At 67.6% G+C, this 14,335-nt stretch carries 17 protein-coding genes and 1 pseudogene; 9 read left to right on the forward strand and 9 right to left on the reverse strand.

Annotated elements, in window-relative coordinates; translation table 11 throughout:
• Nucleotides 1-215: 215 nt before the first annotated feature.
• The 4 genes from PQI07_RS04295 (at nucleotide 216) to PQI07_RS04310 (ending at nucleotide 6,631) form a co-directional block, all read left to right on the forward strand.
• Complete coding sequence (locus PQI07_RS04295) at nucleotides 216-2,045, forward strand: ATP-binding protein (protein ID WP_043346187.1); 1,830 nt, start codon at nucleotides 216-218, stop codon at nucleotides 2,043-2,045.
• The gene (locus tag PQI07_RS04300; protein ID WP_274926107.1) at nucleotides 2,042-3,712 is read left to right on the forward strand and encodes a putative bifunctional diguanylate cyclase/phosphodiesterase; all 1,671 of its coding nucleotides are present in this window, start codon (nucleotides 2,042-2,044) and stop codon (nucleotides 3,710-3,712) included. Before PQI07_RS04295 ends, PQI07_RS04300 begins: the two co-directional genes overlap by 4 nt.
• Nucleotides 3,713-4,181: 469 nt before the next feature.
• Nucleotides 4,182-4,835, forward strand: coding sequence for an ABC transporter ATP-binding protein (locus PQI07_RS04305; protein ID WP_043346135.1), 654 nt, complete (start codon nucleotides 4,182-4,184; stop codon nucleotides 4,833-4,835).
• A 572-nt stretch (nucleotides 4,836-5,407) separates the two neighbouring features.
• Entirely contained in the window at nucleotides 5,408-6,631 is a 1,224-nt protein-coding gene (locus tag PQI07_RS04310; RefSeq protein WP_274926108.1) for a tyrosine-type recombinase/integrase, read from the forward strand.
• Here the strand turns inward: PQI07_RS04310 and PQI07_RS37700 are convergent.
• From PQI07_RS37700 to PQI07_RS04340, 7 genes are read right to left on the reverse strand one after another with little or no spacing between them, the layout of a single operon-like run.
• Complete coding sequence (locus PQI07_RS37700; protein ID WP_342462143.1) at nucleotides 6,553-6,771, reverse strand: helix-turn-helix domain-containing protein; 219 nt, start codon at nucleotides 6,769-6,771, stop codon at nucleotides 6,553-6,555. The two genes, PQI07_RS04310 and PQI07_RS37700, sit on opposite strands and share 79 nt — an antisense overlap.
• Complete coding sequence (locus tag PQI07_RS04315) at nucleotides 6,764-7,132, reverse strand: hypothetical protein (RefSeq protein WP_274926109.1); 369 nt, start codon at nucleotides 7,130-7,132, stop codon at nucleotides 6,764-6,766. The genes PQI07_RS37700 and PQI07_RS04315 overlap by 8 nt, the downstream gene beginning before the upstream one ends.
• Nucleotides 7,125-7,382 carry a hypothetical protein gene (locus PQI07_RS04320; RefSeq protein ID WP_274926110.1) on the reverse strand — a complete coding sequence of 86 codons (258 nt, stop codon included), beginning with the start codon at nucleotides 7,380-7,382 and terminating at the stop codon, nucleotides 7,125-7,127. The genes PQI07_RS04315 and PQI07_RS04320 overlap by 8 nt, the downstream gene beginning before the upstream one ends.
• Nucleotides 7,379-8,014: a lambda exonuclease family protein gene (locus PQI07_RS04325; protein ID WP_274926111.1), complete on the reverse strand. Its 636-nt coding sequence runs from the start codon at nucleotides 8,012-8,014 to the stop codon at nucleotides 7,379-7,381. Before PQI07_RS04325 ends, PQI07_RS04320 begins: the two co-directional genes overlap by 4 nt.
• 1 nt (nucleotide 8,015) lies before the next feature.
• Nucleotides 8,016-8,813: an ERF family protein gene (locus PQI07_RS04330; RefSeq protein ID WP_274926112.1), complete on the reverse strand. Its 798-nt coding sequence runs from the start codon at nucleotides 8,811-8,813 to the stop codon at nucleotides 8,016-8,018.
• 31 nt (nucleotides 8,814-8,844) lie between these two features.
• Nucleotides 8,845-9,348 (reverse strand): hypothetical protein, encoded by a 504-nt coding sequence (locus PQI07_RS04335; protein ID WP_274926113.1) that lies wholly within the window; start codon nucleotides 9,346-9,348, stop codon nucleotides 8,845-8,847.
• 2 nt (nucleotides 9,349-9,350) lie between these two features.
• Nucleotides 9,351-9,587, reverse strand: coding sequence for a hypothetical protein (locus PQI07_RS04340; protein ID WP_274926114.1), 237 nt, complete (start codon nucleotides 9,585-9,587; stop codon nucleotides 9,351-9,353).
• 181 nt (nucleotides 9,588-9,768) lie between these two features.
• On the opposite strand from PQI07_RS04340, the gene PQI07_RS04345 reads away from it, so the two are divergent.
• The gene (locus PQI07_RS04345; protein WP_274926115.1) at nucleotides 9,769-9,975 is read left to right on the forward strand and encodes a hypothetical protein; all 207 of its coding nucleotides are present in this window, start codon (nucleotides 9,769-9,771) and stop codon (nucleotides 9,973-9,975) included.
• A gap of 2 nt (nucleotides 9,976-9,977) precedes the next feature.
• On the opposite strand, the gene PQI07_RS04350 is transcribed toward PQI07_RS04345, so the two are convergent.
• Nucleotides 9,978-10,283, reverse strand: a complete 306-nt coding sequence (locus PQI07_RS04350; protein WP_274927683.1) for a helix-turn-helix domain-containing protein — start codon at nucleotides 10,281-10,283, stop codon at nucleotides 9,978-9,980.
• 125 nt (nucleotides 10,284-10,408) lie between these two features.
• Between PQI07_RS04350 and PQI07_RS04355 the strand changes: the two genes are divergently transcribed.
• Nucleotides 10,409-10,627 carry a hypothetical protein gene (locus tag PQI07_RS04355; protein WP_274926116.1) on the forward strand — a complete coding sequence of 73 codons (219 nt, stop codon included), beginning with the start codon at nucleotides 10,409-10,411 and terminating at the stop codon, nucleotides 10,625-10,627.
• 220 nt (nucleotides 10,628-10,847) lie between these two features.
• On the opposite strand, the gene PQI07_RS04360 is transcribed toward PQI07_RS04355, so the two are convergent.
• Nucleotides 10,848-11,075, reverse strand: a complete 228-nt coding sequence (locus PQI07_RS04360) for a hypothetical protein (RefSeq protein WP_274926117.1) — start codon at nucleotides 11,073-11,075, stop codon at nucleotides 10,848-10,850.
• 221 nt (nucleotides 11,076-11,296) lie between these two features.
• Between PQI07_RS04360 and PQI07_RS04365 the strand changes: the two genes are divergently transcribed.
• The 3 genes and pseudogenes from PQI07_RS04365 to PQI07_RS04370 all read left to right on the forward strand — a co-directional run bounded on the left by PQI07_RS04365 (nucleotide 11,297) and on the right by PQI07_RS04370 (nucleotide 14,176).
• Nucleotides 11,297-12,760, forward strand: a complete 1,464-nt coding sequence (locus tag PQI07_RS04365) for a DnaB-like helicase C-terminal domain-containing protein (protein WP_274926118.1) — start codon at nucleotides 11,297-11,299, stop codon at nucleotides 12,758-12,760.
• Nucleotides 12,757-13,077, forward strand: a pseudogene (locus PQI07_RS37845) (DUF1376 domain-containing protein); the annotation flags it as partial. The gene PQI07_RS04365 and the pseudogene PQI07_RS37845, both read left to right, overlap by 4 nt.
• Nucleotides 13,078-13,888: 811 nt before the next feature.
• Complete coding sequence (locus PQI07_RS04370; protein ID WP_274926119.1) at nucleotides 13,889-14,176, forward strand: KOW domain-containing RNA-binding protein; 288 nt, start codon at nucleotides 13,889-13,891, stop codon at nucleotides 14,174-14,176.
• Nucleotides 14,177-14,335: the final 159 nt, after the last annotated feature.

Genomic DNA, 14,335 nt, shown 5'->3' on the forward strand with positions numbered 1-14,335 from the left:
CGTCCAATACCCGGAATCCCTGAGACACCGAGATCGCGAAGGGTGGCGGCCGCCCGTACCCCGAGCCGATGCACAGGACGCGCGCAACCTGGGCGATAATACTGAGACAAAAAGCATCGGTTAAGCATTACGCTTTTGCGCGAATTCCTTTGTCAGAACTTTAATGACCACCCTGCAGTATCGTGTCGATTCTGTTTCAGAGCAGGGCGCGGATGATGCTGAGCGGCGACGGGACGTTCCGGGACGACGAGTCCGCGTCGCAGATGGGGTCTGTGACTTCCATCGAGGGGTCGAAGGTTCATCTTGAGCTCGGGCTCCGGAACGGGCGACCGAGCGTGAGGGTCACGGTCGGCAATCTGGTCCGGATCCGTGCGGGTGGGGCCATCCTCGTGGGCATCGTCACGACGTTGGCCTCGGCCCACGAGCGCGGGCGAGAACCCGGGGCCTTTGCGAGCCTCGACCTGCTCGGCCAGATCATTGAGACGAATGGGGTGCCTGGATTCTGCCGGGGCGTGACCTGCTACCCGGCGATCGGCGACACGGTCGAGCTGCTGTCCCCCTCCGAACTGCGAATCGTCCACCAAGTGTCTGTGGCCAACACGGCGGCCGTCGGGGCGCTCTACCAAGACCCCGAAACCCCCGCCTGCATCAAACTCGACGACCTTCTCTCCAAGCACTTCGCCGTTCTCGGCGCCACGGGGGTCGGCAAGTCGAGCGGCGTGACCATCATCTTGGACGAGGTGATGCGCGCCAAGCCGGCAGTGCGCATCTTCCTGCTGGACGTACACAATGAATACGCCGCCAGCTTCGGCGACCGCGCGAGCGTGATCAACCCGCGGACGCTCAAGCTGCCGTTCTGGCTGTTCAACCTCGAAGAGATCGCCGACGTGATCTACGGCGGGCGTCCAGCCGTGGACGAGGAGATCGAGATCCTCGCCGAAGTCATCCCGCTCGCGAAGAGCAAGTACGCCCAGTACAAGGAGGCGAGCGACCGGCAGATCGTGAAGCGGACACTCGGCAAGGCCGGCGGCTACACGATCGACACGCCCGTGCCCTACGTGCTCCAGGACCTGATTGCCCTCATTGACGAGCGGATGGGCCGGCTGGAGAATCGCGTCTCCCGGATGCACTATCACCGTCTGATCACGCGGATCGAGGCGATCCGGAACGATCCGCGGCACGGCTTCATGTTCGACAACGCCAATGTCGGCGGCGACATGATGGGCGAGATCCTGGCGCACCTGTTCCGCCTCGATCCGGATGGGCGGCCGATGACGATCATGCAGCTCGCCGGCCTGCCGAGCGAGGTGGTGGACGCCGTCGTCTGCGTCCTGTCCCGCCTGGCGTTCGAGTTCGGCATCTGGAGCGAGGGCGCGATCCCGCTGCTGTTCGTGTGCGAGGAGGCGCATCGCTTCGCCTCGGCCGATCGCTCCGTCGGCTTCACGCCGACCCGCCGCGCCCTGTCGCGGATCGCCCGCGAGGGCCGGAAACATGGCGTCCATCTGGGCTTGGTCACGCAGCGTCCGGCCGAACTCGACGCGACCATCATGTCGCAATGCAGCACCCTGTTCGCCATGCGGATGACGAACGCGCGCGATCAGGCCTTCCTGGCCGCAGCGGTATCGGACGCCAGCAACCTGCTCACCTTCATCCCGTCGCTCGGGACGGGCGAGGTCATTGCCTTCGGTGAAGGCGTTCCGATCCCGGTCCGGATGACGTTCCGGCGCCTCCCGTCGATCCGCCAGCCGCGCAACGACACGAGCGGCGCCGCGGCGGGGGACGGCGCGGCAGTCGCCGGCGCCGGCTTCATCGGTGCCGTCGTGGAGCGGTGGCGGGGCGCGACCATGAACAAGGTCGGCGGCCAAGACCACGATCCGATCGGCGCCGTGCGCCTCGGACGCGAGACGGGTCCGGAGGGGGCTCAGGGCGCAGCGCTTGATCACGTGCATCGTCGGCTGCTCCGCCGTCCCCTCGAGGCCGGCGACACCGTCTCGCAGGCCGGACCACACGCTGCCACGCCGCTCTGGCAGCAGGGCGGAGTATGAGCGCCCCGACTTCCCCGACGCCTCAGACCCTGCTCGAAGCCGTGATCCAGACGCTCCCCGTGGGCGTCGTGGTCTTCGACGAGCAGGGAGGGTGCACCCTGGCCAATGCCGCCGCGCGCGCTCTCGGCGACAGGGCCGTCCACGCGCTCGCCGCCGCGGCGGGCTCGTCTCGGGAGGCCGCGCATGTCGAGGCCATCGGCGATCGTGTCGTCGAGGTGCACACCCACCCGATCGCGGAGGATCACGGCAGCTTCACGCTCACCACGGTCACCGATGTCACGCGTCATCACAGGATTCAGCGGGAGCTGATCACCAAGGCCTTCATCGACGCCCTGACCGGGCTTCCCAACCGGACGATGTTCGAGCAAAGCATCGCCGAGGTCCTGGCCGGATCACGACCCGGGGACCGTTTTGCCCTGGCCTTCATCGATCTCGATAACTTCAAGCACATCAACGACTATTACAGTCACGCCGCGGGCGACGCCCTGCTGCGCAAGATGTCCGACCGGATCCGCGCGACGTTGCGCCCGAGCGACCTGCTGGCCCGCATCGGCGGCGACGAGTTCGTGCTCTTGCTCGATCCCGTCCTCGATCGGGACGACGCGCTGGCAGCCGTGCGCGCCATCTCGGAGCGGCTCAAGCAGCCGTTCTTCATCGACGGGCACGAGATCTTCGCCTCCGCCTCCATCGGCGTGAGCCTGTTCCCGGACCACGGCGACACCTATGAGGTCCTCGCCCGGCAGGCCGACAACGCCATGTACCGGGTGAAGGGCGAGTTGAAGGGCGGCGTCAGCCTGTTCGACGACGCGATGAGCCAGGCGGCGACGGCCCGGATGGCTGTGGAGCAGCGGCTCCGGCTGGCGATCCGCGACCGCTGCTTCTGCTGCGCGTTTCAGCCGAAGGTCGACATGCGCACCCATGCCGTCACCGGCGTCGAGGTGCTTCTGCGCTGGCGGGACGAACTCGGCATGATCCAGGCGCCGGGCGATTTCATCGCCCTCGCCATCGAGCTCGGCCTGATCAACGAGATCACGCTCCAAGTCCTGGCCGAGACCGTTCGGTCGATGCCCGATATCGATGAGGTGTTTGGCCCGGACGTCACCGTGAGCCTCAACATCGCCGCGAAGCAGGCCTGCGATGTGCCCTTCATGACCGCCTTCTGTGCCTCACTCGGCGAGACCGGGCTCGCGGAGCGCTTCGTCCTGGAGCTGACCGAGGAGGCCTTCTTCACGGCGGGCCGCTTTCAGCGCGACGTGCTCCCGCGGATCCGGGCGATCGGAGCGCGGGTCTCGATCGACGATTTCGGCGTCGGCTACTCGTCGCTGTCGGCCTTGGCGGACATCACCGCTGACGAGTTGAAAATCGATCGCTCCTTCATCACCGACATCGACAAGCGACCGCGCAGCCAGATCGTCCTGAAGGCGATCGAGTCGCTCGGTGCGGCGCTCGGCATGTCGGTGGTGGCCGAAGGCGTCGAGACCTACGAGGAGGTCGCCTATCTTCTCGGGGCGACGCAGATCCGCTGCGCGCAGGGCTATTACTTCGCTCGCCCGCTCCTGCTCGATCAGATCGGTCAGGTGGAGCCGCGCCTGTCCGGATCACGCCATCCTTCACCGCGCAGCCGCGCCTCGGAGTTGCGGATGCCCAGCCTGCTGCGGCGGGCGTAAAGGGCCACAGGCCGCGAAAGCCATCCTCTCCCCATGGCCGAACGCTGCCGGGACAGACCGGGATGACCCGATTCCGCCGCGAGATGGATTCCGGCGCATCGCCACCTGGCCCAGCGGCGATTACGATCGCCTGTCCCCGGCTACCCCCACGGGCCGCGTCGCAGGGCCGTCGCTGAAGCAGGCTGAGGCGGCCTGCGCGCTAGGTTCCGGCGCACTGGCCTCGGCGCCGGCCGAGCCAGGGCCTTTTGTCCTCTGGAGGCATACGAACGGCCCACGCTGCCGCATGCGGTCCCCAAGCGGGCGGCCCAGACACCGGGCGCAGATCCGAATGACCGGTGCCGATCGGGGCGGTCCCGGGGGGAACGCCAACGGCTTGACCCGACCGCCGTCATTCCCCGTTTTGGCCACCTTCAGGTGCTCTACCTCTGACCCAAAGACCATCAGGCCGCTTTGCCGTACGAGCAGTCCCGTGATCCGATTCGAGAACGTCACGAAAATCTACCGCGCCAACGGCGCGCCGCGAATCGTCCTGGACCGGGCATCCTTCACCCTCAAGCAAGGTATCTGTTACGGCATCCTCGGCATCAACGGTGCCGGCAAGTCGACGACGATGCGGATCCTGGCGGGCACCGAGGAACCGACCAAGGGCAAGGTCTATAGAGGCCGGCGTGTGTCGTGGCCGCTCGGCTTCGCGGGCGGATTCCATCCCAAGATGACCGGCCGCGACAACGTCATGTTCGTAGCTCGGATCTACGGCGAGGATCCGCGGAAAGTGCTTGATTTCGTGGAGGATTTCTCGGAACTCGGGAGCTATCTGGAGCAGCCGATCTACACCTACTCATCGGGCATGGGCGCACGGCTCGCCTTCGGCATGAGTATGGCAATTCCGTTCGAGACCTACCTGATCGACGAGCTCACCTCGGTCGGCGACGCGCGCTTCTCCAAGCGGTGTGACGAAGTCTTCTCCGCCCGTCGCAAGAATGCCGACATCATCATGATTTCCCACTCGATGGAGCAGCTCCGCGAGTGGTGTACCCAAGGCATCGTGCTGCTGAACGGGCGGGCAATCGTCTACGAAGACATCAACGACGCGATTGAGGTCTACAGACGTCTCAATGCCTGAGTTTCAGCGCAGACTATGATCGGCCGACGCATAGATTTTTGGATTCAACGGGCTCGGTGCTCGAAATCCGTTTCCCGAGATCATTTTGCTGCTGACAAAAAGCAGCAGCACCAAGCCATCCGATCTGGGCAAGCACACAGGGGTCAAAAGGCCGATCATCGCCCGCCTTTCTGCAGCTTGCCGGCGCGACTCGTCTGGACGTGGTTGAAATCTCGACCCTGCGCGGACGCATCGCCCTCTGTCGCCAGATCGACGCGCGCGGTGCCGCCCCCCCGGAACCAGCGCCTCGATCGGAGACGACCGCATTCCAACCGGAAGCGGCCTTTTCGTACGCCCTCGATCCCGGTCTGCGCCTCGATCCGATGACGGTACCGCCCCTCCCCGGGGAATGCGTTGGCCGCCACAACCGAAACCCGCTGGCGGAAGGGGTGTCTGCCGAAGTTCGATCCACCAGCGTCCAGCGCCGTCGATTTTCCCTTGCGATGATAGGGCGTTGGCGGGAATAAATTCCATCGGTGTCCGCCCCGATCCGCCGCAATCGGTGTCGAATGGTGGGGTGGCTGGTGGGGTAGATGGCGCGCGAAATCAACCGCCTTTCGGCTCGCAAGGTCCAGGCGCTGAGCGAGCCCGGCCGGCACGCCGATGGCGGCGGCCTCTACCTCGTGATCGAGCCCAGCGGATCGAAGCGCTGGGTTATGCTCTACCGCATGCCGGGCCGACGCCGCGAGATGGGGCTCGGCTCGGCGAGCGCGATCTCGCTGGCCCGGGCGCGCGAGCTCGCCGCGGCCGCCCGGACGCTGATCGCCGAGGGCATCGACCCGATCGAAGCCAGGATAGCGGCGGCCGCGCCCCCTCCCCCACCGGCGCCCGTGACGTTCGCCGAAGTGGCCGAGACATACATGGCCGATCGGGAAAGGACCTGGCGGAACGCCACGCACCGCACGCAATGGCGCCAGACCCTGGAGGTCCAGGCCGCGAGCCTGTGGAGCATGCCCGTGGCCGACATCGGCACCGACGACGTGCTCACGGTGCTCCGGCCCATGTGGCATGAGAAGGCCGAGACGGCGCGCCGGATCCGCGGCCGCATCGAGCGTGTGCTGGACGCGGCCCGCGTCGGTGGCCACCGGTCCGGCGAGAATCCGGCCCGCTGGCGCGGCCACCTCGACGTGCTGCTGCCCCGATCGCGCAAGCTGACGCGCGGCCATCACAAGGCCATGCCCTACGCCGAGGTGCCGTCCTTCTACGCGGCGGTCTCGGCCGGGCGGACGAGCTTCTCCTCGCTCGCGCTGCGCTTCACGATTCTGACGGCCGCCCGGTCCGGCGAGACCCGCGGACTGATCTGGGGCGAGGTCGACATGGCCGCGGCGCTCTGGACCGTTCCGGCCGAGCGAATGAAGGCCGGCCGGCTGCACCGCGTGCCGCTGTCTGCACCGGCGCTCGCGATCCTGGCGTCTGTCCGGCCCGACGGCGCTGGGCCTTCGGATCTCGTCTTCCCCTCACGGGCGGGTACGCCGCTCTCGGACATGGCCCTGGCCATGTTCCTGCGCGGGGCCGACCCCAACGGGTTCACCGTACACGGATTCCGATCATCGTTCCGGGACTGGGTGACCGAGGAGACCGACTTCCCCGGCGAGCTGGCCGAGGTCGCACTTGCGCACCTGGTCGGCGACGAGACGGAGCGCGCCTACCGCCGCGGCGACGCACTAGAGAAGCGCCGTCACTTGATGGACGCCTGGGCGGCCTTCGTGGCGGCCGACAAGGCCGCGCCGTCGAGAACGCGCGCCAGCTCGGAATGAGGGATCAGGGTCGCGGCCCCGAGCTTCCGGGCCGCGATCTGGCCGTCGGCGATCATTTGGTAAATCGTCGAACGGCTGACGCCGAGTACGGCGGCGGCATCCTTCGGCCTGTATGCCAGGGGCTGGGTGATCTCACCCATGGCGCACGCCTCCAGACCTCAACTCGCGCAGCGCGGCGGCCAAGCTGCGGTATGTGGCGGTGCGTCGGGTCTGCTCGAAGGCGCGCTCGTTCGACGGGTGCCTGACCGCATCCTTCTCGGTCTGTTCGGCCGCGCATTCGAGGATCCGGGCGATTAGCTCAAGGTCGGGGGCGGACTTGATCGTCTCGAACCGGCCGTCACGGAATTCACCTACCTCGCGAGCCCAGAGCCTGCCATCCTCGCCACGGTATACGACGAGCTTGCTGCCCTCCATGACGGGGGCATAGGCGATCTGGAGCTCGGCCACGCCCAGCACCTCGTACTCGGTGCCGTGCTGCCGGTGGCGGACGCGCTCACACATGGCAGACCTCCGGCGTTTCTGCGAACAGATCTCCGCTCGCCCCTTCGGCATCGGCTTCCGCACGGAGCTTGCGCGCGATCGCCTGCATGAGCGCTGTCTGGCGATCGGCGAAGGCTTGCGTCATGCGCGAGGACCCGACGAGGCGCGGATAGACCTGCTGCCTTTGGCGGACCTCGCGCTCGGCGCAATCGGCGAGTTCGAAAATGGCGAAACCTTCGCCAGTATTGGTGCCAATCACGGCCATGATCATGCCGCCTCCGCACAACCGATGGCTAGGAGCCGTAAGACTCGCGCCTCAACCTCGCCGAGGAAGTTGCGCACGGCCGCCTCATCCTGCGCGATCTCCGCCTCGTCCCGGTGCAGCCGCTTGACCCAGAGCCGCAGAGCCGGCGGCACGCTCGGATGCCAGGTAGCGAAGTCGCACCACGTCCGGCCCGTGCAGGCCATCTGCCAGCGCATCTGCGGCAGATGGTCCTCCGGGATCTCGCCGGACAGCAGCGTCTCCAAGTGCGTGCGCAGTGTCGGGCACTTGAACTCGACGAGGCCGTCCGCGCCGACGAGCCGATCCGGGCTGGCCCCGGCCATGGCGATCGTCGGATGGTCCACGAACCCGACCTTCGCGGTGTCGACGCCGTACAGGAATTCGTAGGCGTCGCAGGCCTGCGGCTCCCGTTCCGAGCCCTCGAGCATCGCGGCGGTGAGGTAGTGCTGCGTCGCGAGGCCCGTCAGCCGCTCGCCGACGAGCTCCATCAGGTAGGACTCGCGCTCGGCCCGCGGCTTGCCGTCCTTGCGCAGCGCCAGCACGTCGCCGACGCGCGAGGCGGTGACCTTGCCGCAGCGGGCGTCCAGCCACTCGGGGCTGCCCTGGATCATCTCGGCCATGTCAGTGGCCCTCCCCCCGGGCGCGCCGGGCGACGGCGCGCTCGATGGCGGCCAGGGCCTCGCCGTAGAGCGCCGCCGGCAGGTCCGGCACGCTCTCGACTTTGAAGACGCGCAGGAACTTGGCCGGGGCGATCCCGTGCTCGGTGAGAAGGTTGCGCAGGGTCTCGGCTTGGGCATCCGAGATTACGTCCTCCGACCCGTCCGCCGCGGGCGCCCCATCGGTGTCGTCCGGATCGTTCGTCAGAGCGATGTTGAAGACCTGCAGGACCAGGTAGCGGCGCCCGTATGTGATGGTCGCACCGATGCCCTGGATCGGCGTCTTGTTGGCCCGGCCCTGGGTGCCGGCCGTGTCGGGAGGCAAATCGAGATAATAGTCCCGCTCGTGCCCGGCGGCATGCGCACAGGTGCATCGGATCCTCAGATGCCCGGCGATCAGGGACGGCTGCGTGTCGAAGGACAGCGAGAAGCCGTGCCGGGCGATGATCGGCTGCGTCGCACGGGCGATCGTTTCCAGGCGCGCGTAGGGAGCACCGGAATGCGTGTTCCGGGCGTCGCGCAGGACGCGGGGCAGCTCGGCCTGACAGGCTGCCATGGCGGCGATGAAGGCCACCCGTGCCCGCTCGGCCCGGTCCTCCCGGGCCATGACGAGGAACCGTTCGACCCGATCAGGATCGATGTTCGGGTCGCGTGCCATCCGCTCGATGATCGAGAGGACCGTGGCGCCCTCGGACGGCACGGTCGCCGTCACGGCCTGGGACGACACCTCCAGGGCGGCGATCTGCATCTGCGGCTGGCTCATCGGCTGCCCTCCCCTCGTTCTCTGCTGGCGGTCATCGGCGCCTCGCGGGCGCCACGGTGCCGAGGTCGGCCAGGATGGCGGCGCGCTCAGCGTCGGATTCGGCGAGCCGGTGCGCATGCAGCTCGGTCACGTCGGCCGGCAAGCCGGCGATCAGGGCGCGGGCCGAAGCGACGGTCCCGATTATCGAGACGCCGCGGATCTCGGCGAGACCGGAGGCGTGCCGACACACTTGGATCACGGCGGCGTCGCAGAGCTCGTCGGCGTCGATCTTCCGGATCGGCAGGACCCGCACGACGTAGCGGCGGCCGGACCGGCCGCGCCAAGCGGACAGGGGCAAGACGGGACTCCCGCGCAAGCCCGCGGTGGAGCGGAGGCGCTCCTCGCGTGGCACGCGTTCGGCGGCCGCCCGGTCGGCCGGCGCGATCTGGAGTGCGAAGCGGTGGGCCGCCTGCTGGTTGGCGAGGACGGCCGCCTGCGCGTCCAGTCGAGTACGCCGTTCCTCGAGGGTCAGGTGATCAAAGGCATGGCCGGTCATGGTCAGGCGGCCTCGCGGATCTGGTCGGCTTCACAATCCGCGATTGCCGCCAGCTCGTCGGCCTCCTCGGCCTCACGCTCCTCGATCCAATGGCGTGCGGCCGCGATGCAGTCGAAGCCCTCGGCCTCAAGCCCGCGGGTGCTGCGGACGGCCCAGGCGCCGTCGAGCGCGGTGACCCAGTAGTCGGACGGATGCCGGAGATTGTCGGTGCAGGGGTGTCGGGTGGGGGAGATGGACATCCGCGGCTCCATCGCTGAGGCGACGAGGCAAGATATCCACGTTTCGTGGACATATCAAGCAACTTGTCCACGAAACGTGGATGAGCTTGCCGCGGTTCAGGTCTTTCCACTGCCCAGACGCTACCCTCTGGTGCCATCAGCGCAGACAAACTAAGATCAAAGGCTACATGGGGGTTGCGTCATGTCGAATAAGAAGGGGCAACTTAGCCACGCTGATCACAACATCAAGGCGCTTGGTTTGCAGATAGCCATCCAATTGCCTCGCGATAAGGAAAAGGCGCTCGCAATTATTGAGCACGCGCGTTGGCTGGTGACCAACTATCTTCATTCCGGCGAGGATGAGGCGTGCGCGGAGCCGACGAAGCGCGAACTTAAGATCGTCAGCTGAGGTCAGGCTGCCCGATCGGAGCTGCGCTGGGCCAGTATTCGCTGCGCGAAGCTGTGCGAGGTCCCAGCCAGGTCGCCGTGATAGATCCAGTTGAAGTCTAGCTTGGCATTCGGAAATGCATTGATCACGAGAACGGCCATGGCCGGCTTCATCAGCCGGCGGCCCGCCTCGTAATTTTCGAGCTGCGTCTTGGAGAAGCCCACCGCCTCGTAAAATTCTCGCGGTGATAGGTCCAGCGCCTCGCGCGTCTCGCGCAGGCGGCGGCCGATCGACTCCTGACTTTCCGGCGCATCGCTTCTCTCGGGCATAGCCACACAATGCGTCCGTCCACGTTCCGTGGCTAGAAACGTTTTGTGGACTTGACCAATCCACGTATTGTGGACAAACTGCGGGCATGCACGAGCCGCCCCCCCTCCTCCGAACCACCGATGCGGTGATCGACCTGCTCGGCGGAAATGGCCCGACAGGCGAGATCGTCGGCGCGAAGCCGAAGACAGTCTCGAACTGGCGGGAGGCCGCACGCGGTCGATTTCCAGCCGATACCTTCCTGGCGCTGAACCGCGCTCTGGCGCGGCGAGGACGAGCAGCCTCGCCAAGCCTCTGGGGCATGGTCGATGACTTTGACGGCGGCCCCTCTGGAGTCGCCGCATGAGCACGCGCTTAGCTCCCTCCGAGATCGTTCACGCCGCGCGCCGGTCAGCGCTGATTTTAGATATCGCATCGCCGCCGCAGCGCGCCGTCGACTGGAACACCTGCTCAATCCGTGAGGCGCCGCAAGACGGTGCTCACTCGGCCTGCAGCCGGACAGCTCGCGACGCCGAGACGCGGACGATCGCGTGACCTTGGCCCCGCTCGCGCCGATGGGGAAACGGCTACTCCGCGGCCATCGCCTCGGCTGTCTCGGCCACCTCGAGCAGTGCGGCGGCCAAGGAACGCGCCTGTTTCGTGCGCATGCCGATAGTATGCATCACAGGTTCGGACGATGGGTTGACGTTCTCGGCGCGACTGCCCGTGATCTCCACGACGTAGGGCCCACCGGGTCCCGGCAGCGGGATGATCTGAAAGCCGGCCAGCGGGTGGATATCCGGCTTGCTGATCATGTCGAGGCCTCCGAAAGCAGCCGCTTTGCAACCGATCGACTCACGGATCCGATCGGACGTGTCGGGATCATCTTGATAGGCCGGCGCGAAATCTGCCAGCCGCCGACCTGCGAAGAGGCTCACCCTGCTGGCAATGATTGCGTGAGCGGTGGCGCCCTGCTCGGCCGCGAGATCTCGCTCAAGATTGTTGGGCCGCCGGCGGGCCTTCGGAGGTCGGACACATGAGCCTCCCAAACGCGATCACCGCGCGCCTTGAGGCGATCCGGCCGGAATACCGGGCACCCCCGCACAACGTCGACGCGGAGCAGGCGCTGCTCGGCGCGATCCTAGTCAACAACGACGCCTATCACCGCGTGGCGGACTTCCTGCTGCCGGAGCACTTCATGGAGGAGGCCCACCGCAAGATCTTCGCGGTCGCCGGTGCCCTGATCTGCGCCGGAACCGTCGCCACGCCGATCACCCTGAAGACCTATCTGGGCGATGCCGATTTCGGCGGTCAGACGGTCATTCAGTACCTCGCGCGGCTCGCCTCCGACGCGACCACGGTGATCAATGCGAGCGCCTACGCCCGCACGATCCACGATCTCGCCGTCCGCCGCCGGCTGATCACCATCGGCGAGGAGTTGGTGAACGGCGCCTACGAGGCCCCGGTCGAGCAGGCACCCCGGGACCTGATCGAGATCACCGAATCCCGCCTGCTCGACCTCGTCAACGCCGAGCCCGGCCTGGGCTCGACGGCACAAAGCGCGGCGCAGTCCGCCGCCTGGATGCGCGAGCGGATCGGCGGCCTACGCTCCGGGCTCCTCCGCTCCACCGCGATCTCAACGGGCCTGCCAGACCTCGACCGCGCAACCAACGGCGGGTTCCAGCGCGGCCAACTCTGGATCCTCGCCGGGCGTCCCGGCATGGGCAAGACCGTGGCGATGACGACGCTCAGCCGCCTCGCCGCCCGCGCGGCCGGCGTCCTCGCCTTCCAGTGCGAGGTGACGCGGGACCAGCAGATGGCCCGCTACCTCGCCGACCTGTCCTACCGGCACAACCGCCCGCTGCCGTTCGGCCGGATCATGGCGGCCGTCGACCTCGACGAGGAAGAGATGGCGCGTCTCGACGACGCCATGGGGCGGTTCGCGCGCCTGCACCTCACCTTGACCTGCGAGCCCACCGTCAGCCTCGCGCAGATCGCCGCGGCGGTGAAGCTCGAGAAGCGGCGCCTCGCCCGGCACGGCATCCCGCTGGGCGTCGTGTTCATCGACTATCTGAAGTTCATCAAGGTCTCGGACCGGTATCAGGGCAACCGGGTGCTGGAGATCGGCGAGATCACCGGCGGGTTGAAGCAGCTCGCCAAGGCCGAGGACATCTGCGTGGTGCTGCTGACGCAGCTCAACCGCGCCGTCGAGGCCAAGGACCGGGCGGACCGCCGCCCGAACCTCGCGGACCTGCGCGATTCCGGCGAGATCGAGCAGGACGCCGACGCGGTGCTGATGCTCTACCGCGAGGCCTACTACCTCGAACGCCAGCTGAAGGCCTCCGGCGGCGATCCCGAGATCGGTGCGCGCCTGATCGAGCGGCAGAACGCCCTCGAGCTCATCCTCGCCAAGAACCGCTCCGGCCCCTGCCCCACGCTCGACCTGTGGTGCGACGTGGCCGCCTCCGCCATCGCCCAGACTGCACGAGGCCCGCTATGAGCCAGCATTCCGCCGCGTCCACGCCCTTGCCCGATCCGCTGGTGCCGGCCGACATCGACGTGGACGGGATCCACGGCTTCCTGCTGCACACGGACCGGCTGTTCCACTCGGAGCTGTGGGCGCTCTCGACCGGCGACGAGTTCAAGGCCGCGGTCGCCTTGTGGTGCCACGCCTGGCGTCAGCGCCCAGCGGGCTCGCTGCCCGACGACGACCGGCTGCTCGCCGCCTTCTCCGGGGCGGGCCCGCGCTGGAAGAAGGTGCGGACGATGGCCCTGCGCGGCTTCGTCCTGTGCGCGGACGGCCGCTACTATCACCGGGTCCTGTGCGAGGACGTGCTGCGCGCCGCGGACGCGAAGGACGCGCGGCGCGAGCGGACCGCCGCGGCCACGCGGGCTCGTCAGCGCAAGAGTGATCCGGAGAAGACCCCGCCCGACGGCGAAAAACTCAATCTTCTCAACGAAACGGCCGACCGTAACGATGGTCGTCACGATCAACGTCACGACCCACGCGACGATCGACGTGACGATACCGTCACGGTCGCCACGCGCGGATTGTTACGTTCACCAAGGGAAGGGGAAGAAGAAGGGAAGAAGAAAGATATACCGGCGGCCGCCTGTGATCCTGTACCCCGCGCGGCCGGCGCGCCGCCCTGGAACAACCGGGCGAACTTCGACCGGGTCGAGCACCGGTGCCGGACCGCCCTGCCACCGGGCTGGTGCCTGGACCCCGTCGTGGGCCCGATGGCGCGGTTGGAGGCGGACGGCCTCGACCTCGAGCGGGAGATCGTCCCGGCGATACTCGACCTCGCGGTCAGTCGCCGCGTGCCGATCCGGACATGGGCGCTGCTGGCCAACGCGGTCGCCGAGTGCGTGGCCGCCCAGCGCCGGAGCCGCGCCGCGCAGGGCCTCTCCGCCGTGCCGCCAGCGCCGGTACCGCCCGACGAGATGATCGACCTGCCCGGCGGCCTGCGCTGGCCCGAGGCCGACCTGCGGACCTGGATCGCCCGATTCCGCGAGAACCCGGCGACGTGGTCGGAATCGCTGTTCGGCCCTGTTCGTCGGGCTCGACAGAGACCGTCACGCCGGACGGTGGACCGAGCCGCTGTTCGACAGCCGCCACGTCATCGACGTGCTCGGTCGGCGCGCGCCGCTGGAGATCCCGGGCTCGGTCCTGCAGGCGCTGTCCGATCGGATCGCGGGCGTCGACGAGACGGACCGGGCGAAGCGGCGCCGGGATGCCGCGTTGCTTCAGGTCGGCGAGCTGCGCCGGATCTTGAACGGGCCGTTCATGTCGTTCTTCGCCGAGGTCCAGGATGTTCTCAGCAACGGGCTCGTGCGCGCGGAGGTCAGCCTCTTCGGCCGCGCGACGCCGGTCGAATTCACACCCGACCAACTTGGCGATCCGGTTGCGGCTTGACTTGGAAAGCCGGATCTGAGTCTATTCCGGCCGTGGACGGCCGGATCGTGAGCTGCGCTCGGTGGAGGGTGCGCCTGCCGGAACTACCGGATCACGTGTCAGCGTCGGGACGACTTGCCCACGCGCGACATGCACAGCCCGGATTGTGCGCTCGATCGG

It is taken from the genome of Methylobacterium sp. 092160098-2 (assembly GCF_028920805.1).
GTDB lineage: Bacteria > Pseudomonadota > Alphaproteobacteria > Rhizobiales > Beijerinckiaceae > Methylobacterium > Methylobacterium fujisawaense.

Bases quoted from the DNA above. Each gene is read 5' to 3' on its own strand.
- PQI07_RS04295 (WP_043346187.1), top strand. From the start codon at position 216: ATGCTGAGCGGCGACGGGACGTTCCGGGACGACGAGTCCGCGTCGCAG.
- PQI07_RS04300 (WP_274926107.1), top strand. From the start codon at position 2,042: ATGAGCGCCCCGACTTCCCCGACGCCTCAGACCCTGCTCGAAGCCGTG.
- PQI07_RS04310 (WP_274926108.1), top strand. From the start codon at position 5,408: ATGGCGCGCGAAATCAACCGCCTTTCGGCTCGCAAGGTCCAGGCGCTG.
- PQI07_RS37700 (WP_342462143.1), bottom strand. From the start codon at position 6,771: ATGGGTGAGATCACCCAGCCCCTGGCATACAGGCCGAAGGATGCCGCC.
- PQI07_RS04315 (WP_274926109.1), bottom strand. From the start codon at position 7,132: ATGTGTGAGCGCGTCCGCCACCGGCAGCACGGCACCGAGTACGAGGTG.
- PQI07_RS04320 (WP_274926110.1), bottom strand. From the start codon at position 7,382: ATGATCATGGCCGTGATTGGCACCAATACTGGCGAAGGTTTCGCCATT.
- PQI07_RS04325 (WP_274926111.1), bottom strand. From the start codon at position 8,014: ATGGCCGAGATGATCCAGGGCAGCCCCGAGTGGCTGGACGCCCGCTGC.
- PQI07_RS04330 (WP_274926112.1), bottom strand. From the start codon at position 8,813: ATGAGCCAGCCGCAGATGCAGATCGCCGCCCTGGAGGTGTCGTCCCAG.
- PQI07_RS04335 (WP_274926113.1), bottom strand. From the start codon at position 9,348: ATGACCGGCCATGCCTTTGATCACCTGACCCTCGAGGAACGGCGTACT.
- PQI07_RS04340 (WP_274926114.1), bottom strand. From the start codon at position 9,587: ATGTCCATCTCCCCCACCCGACACCCCTGCACCGACAATCTCCGGCAT.
- PQI07_RS04345 (WP_274926115.1), top strand. From the start codon at position 9,769: ATGTCGAATAAGAAGGGGCAACTTAGCCACGCTGATCACAACATCAAG.
- PQI07_RS04350 (WP_274927683.1), bottom strand. From the start codon at position 10,283: ATGCCCGAGAGAAGCGATGCGCCGGAAAGTCAGGAGTCGATCGGCCGC.
- PQI07_RS04360 (WP_274926117.1), bottom strand. From the start codon at position 11,075: ATGATCAGCAAGCCGGATATCCACCCGCTGGCCGGCTTTCAGATCATC.
- PQI07_RS04365 (WP_274926118.1), top strand. From the start codon at position 11,297: ATGAGCCTCCCAAACGCGATCACCGCGCGCCTTGAGGCGATCCGGCCG.